The sequence below is a fragment of the Burkholderia sp. E168m23 genome, from assembly GCF_016586125.1.
Classification (GTDB): domain Bacteria; phylum Pseudomonadota; class Gammaproteobacteria; order Burkholderiales; family Burkholderiaceae; genus Burkholderia; species Burkholderia orbicola.
The window spans coordinates 1-8,933 of sequence record NZ_BCPP01000181.1 but is presented as its reverse complement, the minus strand read 5'-3'; the positions used below and the strand labels follow the sequence as shown (position 1 = coordinate 8,933).

The window sequence follows — 8,933 nt, the reverse complement described above, 5'->3', positions numbered from 1 at the left end:
CACCACCCGCCTGCCCCACCCGAGTTTCGTCATCGCCGCCCCCTCGATATCGTTATCGGTCCGCCGCCGCGTCGCGCGCGGCGTTCGGCCTCTGAAGCGCAAACGGGCCCCGGCATGCCGGGGCCCGCCTGAAAACGGGCGCACGCGGCGCTCGCGCGCCGCCGCCCGGCGTTACTGCTGCTGAACCGTCAGCTTGTTCGTGACCGACGTCACGCCCTTCACGCTCTTCGCCGCCTCTTCCGCCTTGTCGATCTGTGCCTGGTCGGGCACCGTGCCCTCCAGCGAGATCGCGCCGCCCTTCGAACGCACGACGATGTTCGCCACGTCGATGCCGCCTGCCTTCGTAATGGCCTTGCGCACCGCGTAGCCGAGCTTGCGGTTCGCCTTCTTCGCGGTTTTCGCGGCGGCCTTCGGCGCGCTGCTCGCCGCCGCCGGCGCTTCCGTGGCCGCTGCGTCGCTCGACTGCGCATACACGCTGCCCGACAGACAGGCCGCCACGACGGCGACACCCAACGCTCTCAACACGATCGACTTCATGCTATCTCCTTATCACTCCGGAACGGCCGTGCACAGTACGGCCGAATACCCCCAAAAACAGCCGGCCCGCGCGCGAACGGGCGGGACAGCCGGTGTTTTCCACGGCGATACGAGAGAGGCGTCACGGGCCGGCGGCCGGCGCACGCGAAAGCGGGCCGGCCGGGCCGGGCAACCGCCGGCCGGACGCGCCCGGTCTGATGACGTGCCGGGTCGCGCGCGAATCGGGCGCGGCTGCGTCGCACAATGTAATCCAGCGCCCGCCGAAGCGCAAAGCTTTTGACGCGGGGGTGCCCGCCGCCGTCCCGGTGCCGCGGTGCAATACTCTCCCCGACTCGCGCAGGCGCGGGGAAACCGGGTACCATCGCCGCGAGACTCCACGTCGTCCCGCGACGACCGTCACCGATGCGTCACGCCAGCGTCATCCGCCAACCCCATGAAGCCTGCCCGCCCTCGCCCGCCGCGCCGCATCCTCGCCCGCTTCGTCGCCGTCTCGTGGCGCGACCTCGCGCTGTCGATCGGCCCGACCGTGCTGCTCGCCGGCGCGGCCGTCTGGCTCGCGGTCAAGCTGATCCAGCCGGCGCCGCCGTCCACGCTCGTGATCTCGTCCGGGCCGCCCGGCAGCACGTACTGGAACGCCGCGCAGAAGTACAAGACGATTCTCGCTAAAAACGGCGTCACGCTCGACGTTCAATCGTCCGAAGGTTCCGCGCAGAACCTCGCGCGGCTGTCGAATCCGAACGCGCCGGTCGACGTCGGGTTCGTGCAGAGCGGCATCGGCCCGAAGGAGCGCGACGAGCATCTCGTGTCGCTCGGCAGCATCGGCTACGTGCCGCTCGCGATCATGTACCGCGGCCCGGTCGTCGCGCGCCTGTCCGACTTCAAGGGCAAGCGGCTCGCGCTCGGTGCGGAAGGCAGCGGCGCGCGCGAACTGAGCCTCGCGCTGCTGAAGATGAACGGCATCGTGCCGGGCGGCCCGACCGCGCTCCTGCCGACCGCCGGCGAGGACGCGGCGACCGCGCTGCTCGACGGCAAGATCGACGCGGCCTTCCTGTCCGGCGATTCGACGCAGATTCCGGTGATGGCGAAGCTGTTCCGCGCGCCGGGCGTGCACGTGTATTCGTTCACGCAGGCCGAGGCGTACGCGCGGCGCTTTCCGTACCTGACCGCGATCACGCTGCCGATGGGCGTCTACGATCTCGGCCTCAATCTGCCGCCCGCCGATATCCACACGGTCGCGCCGACGATCGAACTCGTCGCGCGCGACTCGCTGCACCCCGCGCTGTCCGACCTGCTGATCGAGGCCGCGCGCGAAGTGCACGGCCACGCGACGATCCTGCAGCACGCGGGCGAATTCCCGTCGCCGGTCACGCGCGGCTTCCCGCTGTCCGACGACGCGTCGCGCTATTACAAGTCGGGCAAGACCTTCCTGTACCGGCGGCTGCCGTTCTGGGTCGCGAGCCTGGTCGACCGGCTGCTGGTCGTGCTGGTACCGCTGGTCGTCGTGCTGATTCCCGGGCTGCGGCTCGTGCCGTCGCTGTATGGCTGGCGCGTGCGCTCGCGCATCTACCGCTGGTACGGCGCGCTGATCGCGCTCGAACGCAGCGCACTCGGCGACCATACGGCCGAGGAGCGCGTGCAGTTGCTCGACCAGCTCGACGACATCGAGGAAGCCGTGAACCGGATGAAGATGCCGCTCGCGTACGCCGGTCAGTTCTACGTACTGCGCGAGCACATCGGCTTCGTGCGCGAACGGCTCACCGCGCACGACCAGGATGCGCCGGCGGGCCCGCCCGGCGCCGGCAGCCCGCCGGCACGCGCGCAAGCCGCGCCGCCGCCGGCTGGCGACGCCCCCCGGGCGACTCCCGGTTCCGCGTGAGCGAACGATCCGCGATCATTGCTGCATGCGCGCGCCGCCGCGTAACATGGAGGCCGCCGCCAGGCGCCGCACGCCCCACCTTCTGGAGAACGACATGACAACCGGCCTCGATACCACCCAACCCGCCTGGTTCTTCGACTTCGTGTCGCCGTTCTCGTATCTGCTGCTGGAGCAGCACGACAAATGGCCGGACGTGCCGTTCGTCCCCGTGCCCGTGTCGCTGACCGACCTGCAGCGCCACTGGGGCCAGCGCCCGACCGCCGACGTGCCGGCCAAGCGCGTGTTCACGTACCGTCACGCGCTGTTTCGCGCGGAGCAGCTCGGCATCCGTTTCAAGATGCCGCCCGCGCACCCGTTCGATTCCGACAAGGTGCTGCGCCTCGCGATCGCGCTGCGCGCCGATATCGTGACGGTGCTGGAAATGTTCCGGTTCATCTGGCGCGAAGGCAACGATCCGTCGACGCCGGAAGGCTTCGCCGCGCTGTGCGAACGCGTCGGCGTGGGTCACGGCGACGAGCTGATCGAATTCGAGGAAACCGCTGCGCAACTGACCCGCAACACGACCGACGCGATCGCGCTCGGTGTGTTCGGCGTGCCGACGTTCTGGATGAACCAGCAACTGTTCTGGGGCGAGGACGCGCTGCCGATGGTGCTGTACTGCGCGCGCACGCCGAACTGGCTCGAATCGCGCGAGGTCAAGCGGATCAGCACGCTGCCGAAGGGCCGCGCGTGATGGCGTGCGTGATGGCCGGTATCACGCACGGCAACGTGCGGCTGCGGTAAGGTTACGCGTCCCCCGAATCACCCTCCATCCATGGAAGACGACCGTACCGCCTCGCTCGACATCTGGCTCGTGCGCGTGCTGCGCACGCTGCTGCTCGAGCGCAGCGTCACGCAGGCCGCGTTGCGGCTGAACCAGACGCAGCCCGCGATCAGCACCGCGCTGCGCAAGCTGCGCGAGACGCTGAACGATCCGATCCTCGTGCGCGGCAAATCGGGCATGGTGCCGACCGAATACGGCGCGTCGCTGCTCGAAGCCGCGTCGCGTGCGCTGCGCGAGGTCGATTTCATCGCGACGCCGCACGGCGACTTCGATCCGTCGTCCGCGCGGCGCACGTTCCGCGTCGCCGCGCCCGACTACCTGAACGATTTCTTCATGCCGACGCTGATCGAGCGCTTTCGCGACGCGGCCCCGCATGCCCATCTGGAAATCGATTCGCTCAATCCCGCGCTCGACCACGCGGGCGCGCTCGAATCGGGCGCGCTCGATCTCGTGATCGGCAACTGGCCGAAGCCCGACCCGCAGTTCGCGCGCCAGGACCTGTTCTCCGACACGATCGTGTGCCTGATGCGCGACGCGCATCCGCTTGCCCGCGCGCCGCTCACGCGCGAAGCGTATGCATCGGCCGCGCACGTCGCACCGACGCCGTACACCGGCGACAAGCGCAACGCGATCGAAATCGGCCTGGCACGCGCGCGCCTCACGCGGCGTATCGTGACGACGCTGCCGTACTTCGGCATCGTGCCGCAGGTGCTGCTGCAGTCGGACCTGATCTTCACGACGACGCGCCGCTTCGCGACACACTATGCGCAACTGCTGCCGCTCGTCGTCGTCACGCCGCCCGTGCCGTTCCCGCGCATCAAAAGCTACCTGCTCACGCACCCGCAACCCGATCGGCCGACCGACATCGCGTGGCTATGCGCGCTGATGCAGAGCGTGTCCGACGAGCTGACGGTCGCCCGCACGCGCAAGCGCTGACGCGCGGCCGAAGCGCAGTATGACGGGGCAGGCAGCGCGACGGGTCAGGCAGCGCAGCCGCTCAGGCCGTGCAGAAGGTTTCCTGCAGATGGGTCCAGCGCACGACGCCCGCCGCATCACGCGTGAACACGGCGGTCGCACGGCGCGCGGGCAGCTCGCCCGCTGCCGCGTGCTGCGCTTCGAGATAGGTGAGCACCGCATGCGATGCGTCGGCCGCGAGCACGCGGATCTCCGACAGCGTGATGCGCAGCCCCGGCTTCGCGCCGGCCAGCTTCGCGAACAGCGCGCGCATGCCGTCATGGTCGACCACCCGGCCGTCGGTCAGGATCATCGTGAAGTCCGCGGAAAACGTGGCGAGCAGTGCATCGAGCGCCGCGGGCGCGGTATCGACGCCGGATAGCCAGCGCTCGATGGCGACGAGGCTCGCATCGAGCGCGTCGAGATAGACGGAGTGATCGGACATGGGTGCGTGCACGGTGAGGTGAAGCGCGACCCGCTGCCGCGCATGGTCGTGCAGTGTATGCAAAAACGCGCGGCCGTGCGCCGGCCGCGCGGCGTCGCCGTTTTACCGTGGCTTTATCGCGCGCAGGACACGTCGTCGCGTGCGCGGCCGGCCGCAGCCGCCTTCGCATCGGCCACCGGCATGCCCGAGCGGGCCTGCAGCAGTTCCGCGCAGACGGCCACTGCGATCGCGCCCGGCGCCTTGTCGACGATGCCCGCGACGCCGATCGGACACACCATCTCCACGAGCCGCGCCGGATCGACGCCGCGCGCAGCGAGCCTGCGCTCGAACTTCACGCGCTTGGTGCGCGAGCCGATCATCCCGAAGTACGCGTAGTCGCGCCGCCGCATGATCTGCGCGGCGAGCGAGAAGTCGAGCGCGTGGTTGTGCGTCATCACGAGGAAGTACGCGCCGGGCGGCGCCGCGTCGACGACGGCATCCGGCGTGTCGGTCGGCTCCGGCTGCACGTTCGGCGGACATTCGTCCGGAAACAGCTCGTCGCGCGTGTCGACCCACTGCACGACGCACGGCAGCGCGCCGAGCAGCGTGACGAGCGCGTGGCCGACGTGCCCCGCACCGAACAGCACGATGTGCATCGGCGCCGGCGCGCCGGTCGCGCGGTTGCGCTGGCCGGTGCCCGGCGCGAACGGCTGCATCGACGACGGCGCGCTGCCGCACGCGCCGTCGCATCCGGCAGCGGGTGCCTGCGACGCGGCACGCGGCGAACGAGCGGGGCCGTTCATGCCGGCCTCCGCCGGGCCGGCATGACGACGAGGCTGACCGCCCCGTCGGGGCCGGCGCACGAAGCGAGCGTGGAGAGGCGGTTCATCTCAGCCTGCCCGCGCGGCGCTCGCCGCACGCACCGCGCCGATCGCGCGCAGGATCGACTCGCCGGTGGCCGGCGCATCGAGCGGCGGGTTCACCTGGTAGTCGCCGACCGCGGCCACGGCGTCGCGCACCGCGAAGAACACCGAGAACGGCAGCAGCAGCGGCGGCTCGCCGACCGCCTTCGAGCGGTGGATGCTGTCCTCGACGTTGCGGTTCTGGAACAGCCGCACGTTGAACTCGGGCGGCGTGTCGTTCACCGTCGGGATCTTGTACGTGGACGGCGCGTGCGTCATCAGCTTGCCGCCCGGGTTCCACCACAGCTCCTCGGTCGTCAGCCAGCCCATCCCCTGGATGAACGCGCCTTCGACCTGGCCGATGTCGAGCGCCGGGTTCAGCGACGCGCCCACGTCGTGCAGCGCATCGACGCGCAGCGTGCGCATTTCGCCGGTCAGCGTGTCGATCACGACTTCCGACACGGCTGCGCCGTACGAGTAGTAGTAGAACGGCCGGCCCTGCAGCTTCGATTGATCCCAGTGCAGCTTCGGCGTCGCATAGAAGCCGTCGGACCACAGCTGCACACGCGCGAGGTACGCCTTCGCGATCACTTCGCCGAACGGCACGCCATGGCCGCCGACCCACACGACGTCGTTGCCGAACTTCACGTCGGCCGCATCGACCTTGCCGTCGCCGAACTGCTTCGCCGCGAACACCGCGAGTCGCTCGCGCAACTGGCGCGCCGCATCCTGCGCGGCCTTGCCGTTCAGGTCCGAGCCCGTCGACGCCGCCGTCGCGGACGTGTTCGCGACCTTGCTCGTATCGGTCGCCGTCACGCGGATCCGGCCGAAGCGGATGCCGAGCTCGTGCGCGACCACCTGCGCGACCTTCGTGTTGAGCCCCTGCCCCATCTCCGTGCCGCCGTGGTTCACGAGCACCGAGCCGTCGGTGTAGATGTGCACCAGCGCGCCGGCCTGGTTGAAGTGCGTGACGTTGAACGCGATGCCGAACTTCACCGGCGTGAGCGCGATGCCCTTCTTCAGCACCGTGTTGCGTGCGTTGAAGGCGCGCACGCCCGCGCGCCGCGCACGGTAGTCGCTCGTCGTCTCGAGTTCGCCGAGCAGCTCCTGCAGCACGTTGTCCTCGACCGTCTGCCCGTACGGCGTCACGTTGCGTTCGGTCTTGCCGTACAGGTTCGCGTAGCGGACGTCGAGTGGATCGCGGCCGAGCGAACGCGCGATGTCGTCGAGGATGTATTCGATCGCGAACGCGCCCTGCGGGCCGCCGAAGCCGCGGAACGCGGTGTTCGACTGCGTGTTGGTCTTGCCGCAGTAGCCGGCGATATCGACGTCGCCGAGCCAGTACGCGTTGTCGAAGTGGCACACCGCGCGCGTCATCACCGGGCCCGACAGGTCGGCCGAGAAGCCGCAGCGCGACGTCATGTCGAGCGCGACGCCGTCGATGCGGCCGTCGTCGTCGTAGCCGACGTCGAAGCGGTAATGGAAGTCGTGCCGCTTGCCGGTGATCATCATGTCGTCGTCGCGGTCCGGGCGCAGCTTCACCGGGCACAGCAGCTTCCACGCGGCGAGCGCCGCGCAGCATGCGAACAGCCCCGACTGCGATTCCTTGCCGCCGAAGCCGCCGCCCATCCGGCGGCATTCGACCAGCACGTTGTGCGACGCGACGCCGAGCACGTGCGCGACGAGGTGCTGCATCTCGCTCGGGTGCTGCGTCGAGCAGTACACGTGCATCCCGTCGTCGTCCTTCGGCACCGCGTACGCGATCTGCCCTTCGAGGTAGAACTGCTCCTGCCCGCCGAGCAGCATCTCGCCCGAATCGCGGTGCGGTGCGGCGGCGAGCCGCGCGGCGGCATCGCCGCGTGCGAGCTTCAGCGGCGGGATCACGTAGGTTTCGGCCTTGCGCGCTTCCTGCGCGGTCAGGATCGCCGGCAGCTCCTCGTAGTCGACCTGCGCGCGGCGCGCGGCGAGCCGCGCGGTTTCGTGCGACGTCGCGACGACGATGAACATCGGCTGGCCGACGAACTGCACGACGCCCTTCGCGAGCACCGGATCGTCGTGGATGATCGGGCCGCAATCGTTGACGCCCGGGATGTCGTCGGCCGTGAACACGGCGACCACGCCCGGCGTTGCGCGCACCGCGTCGAAGTTCATCGACACGATCTTCGCGTGCGGCTTCGCCGACAACCCGAGCGCCGCGTGCAGCGTGCCGGCGACGAGCGGAATGTCGTCGGTGTAGGTGGCGCGCCCGCTCACGTGCAGGTGGGCGGATTCGTGGGCGCGCGACACGTGCACCTGCGCGGCGTCGGCCTGCGGATCGAGGGTGCTCAGGAACGGTTCTGCTTGCTGGTTCATGTTCGGTGTTCTCCCTCGTCAGACGCGCGCCGCGTCGTTGGCCGCTTCAGCGGCGACTTCGGCGGCCACTTCGCGCACGTTCAAGGCTTGCGGCGGCAGCGGGTCGTGCGGACGCGTCTCCAGCCAGAATCGATACATCAGGTTCTTCGCGGTATCGAGCCGATACGTGCTCGTCGCGCGCATGTCGGACAACGGCTGGTAGTCGCGCTCGAGCGCCTGCATCGCGGCCTGCGCGGTGGCTTCGTGCCACTGCGCGCCGTCGAGCACGGCTTCGGTATTGGCCGCGCGCTTCGGCGTCGCGGCCATCCCGCCGAACGCGATGCGCGGCTCGCGGATCGTGTCGCCGTCCGCGATGAACGCGAACGCCGCGCACACGGCCGAGATGTCCGAGTCGAAGCGCTTCGACAGCTTGTACGTGCGGAACTGCAGCTTGTCGCGCGCGCCGGTGCGGGTCGGCACCTTCAGGCCGACGACGAATTCGTGCGGCGCCATGTCCTTCTGCTGGTAGCCCGTATAGAGCGCCTCGAGCGGCAGCTCGCGCACCGTGTCGCCGCCGCGCAGCACGACGCGCGCGCCGAGCGCGATCAGGCCCGGCATCGAATCGCCGATCGGCGAGCCGTTCGCGACGTTGCCGCCGAGCGTGCCCGCGTTGCGGATCGGCAGCGACGCGAAGCGCTTCCACATCTCGGTCAGTTCCGGATACGTGCCGGCCAGCGCTGCATAGGCCTTCTCGACCGTCACGCCCGCGCCGATCTCGATCCAGTCGTCGCCGTGCACGATCTGCTGCAGTTCGGCGATCTGGCCGACGTAGATCAGGTCGTCGAGGCGGCGCATCTGTTTGGTGACCCACAGGCCGATGTCGGTGCTGCCGGCGAGGATGCGCGCGTCGGGGCGCTCCGCCTTCAGCGCGGCCAGCGCGTCGAGCGTGCGCGGCGCCGCGAAGCGTGCGCCGTTGACCGTCGTGTAGTCGAACGTGTCGTCGCGCTTGAGCGATGCAAGCGTGCGGGCGAGCGCGGCCGTGTCGACCGGCGCCGACGGTGCCCGAGCGCCTTCGCCGGTCGCGCC

The 8,933-nt window shown here is 69.8% G+C and carries 8 protein-coding genes; 3 read left to right on the top strand and 5 right to left on the bottom strand.

The window, feature by feature from the left end; translation table 11 throughout:
* Positions 1 to 171: 171 nt before the first annotated feature.
* Entirely contained in the window at positions 172 to 537 is a 366-nt protein-coding gene (locus JMF90_RS12075) for a BON domain-containing protein (RefSeq protein ID WP_175808994.1), read from the bottom strand.
* 433 nt (positions 538 to 970) lie between these two features.
* Here JMF90_RS12075 and JMF90_RS12070 point away from each other — a divergent pair, with 433 nt between their 5' ends.
* The 3 genes from JMF90_RS12070 to JMF90_RS12060 all read left to right on the top strand — a co-directional run bounded on the left by JMF90_RS12070 (position 971) and on the right by JMF90_RS12060 (position 4,172).
* On the top strand, positions 971 to 2,413 hold the full coding sequence (locus tag JMF90_RS12070; protein ID WP_125380799.1) for a TAXI family TRAP transporter solute-binding subunit: 1,443 nt from the start codon (positions 971 to 973) through the stop codon (positions 2,411 to 2,413).
* A 94-nt stretch (positions 2,414 to 2,507) separates the two neighbouring features.
* Positions 2,508 to 3,146, top strand: coding sequence for a DsbA family protein (locus tag JMF90_RS12065; RefSeq protein WP_034174235.1), 639 nt, complete (start codon positions 2,508 to 2,510; stop codon positions 3,144 to 3,146).
* Positions 3,147 to 3,227: 81 nt separating this feature from the next.
* On the top strand, positions 3,228 to 4,172 hold the full coding sequence (locus tag JMF90_RS12060) for a LysR family transcriptional regulator (RefSeq protein ID WP_027807430.1): 945 nt from the start codon (positions 3,228 to 3,230) through the stop codon (positions 4,170 to 4,172).
* Positions 4,173 to 4,233: 61 nt separating this feature from the next.
* Here JMF90_RS12060 and JMF90_RS12055 read toward each other — a convergent pair whose 3' ends face one another.
* From JMF90_RS12055 to JMF90_RS12040, 4 genes are all read right to left on the bottom strand, one after another.
* Positions 4,234 to 4,635: a nuclear transport factor 2 family protein gene (locus JMF90_RS12055; protein ID WP_125380800.1), complete on the bottom strand. Its 402-nt coding sequence runs from the start codon at positions 4,633 to 4,635 to the stop codon at positions 4,234 to 4,236.
* Between the two features lie 113 nt (positions 4,636 to 4,748).
* Positions 4,749 to 5,417, bottom strand: coding sequence for a xanthine dehydrogenase accessory protein XdhC (gene xdhC, locus JMF90_RS12050; protein WP_125380801.1), 669 nt, complete (start codon positions 5,415 to 5,417; stop codon positions 4,749 to 4,751).
* An 87-nt stretch (positions 5,418 to 5,504) separates the two neighbouring features.
* Complete coding sequence (xdhB, locus tag JMF90_RS12045; protein ID WP_201316753.1) at positions 5,505 to 7,868, bottom strand: xanthine dehydrogenase molybdopterin binding subunit; 2,364 nt, start codon at positions 7,866 to 7,868, stop codon at positions 5,505 to 5,507.
* Between the two features lie 18 nt (positions 7,869 to 7,886).
* A partial coding sequence (locus JMF90_RS12040; RefSeq protein ID WP_201325130.1) for an FAD binding domain-containing protein occupies positions 7,887 to 8,933 on the bottom strand: 1,047 nt, incomplete at its 5' end.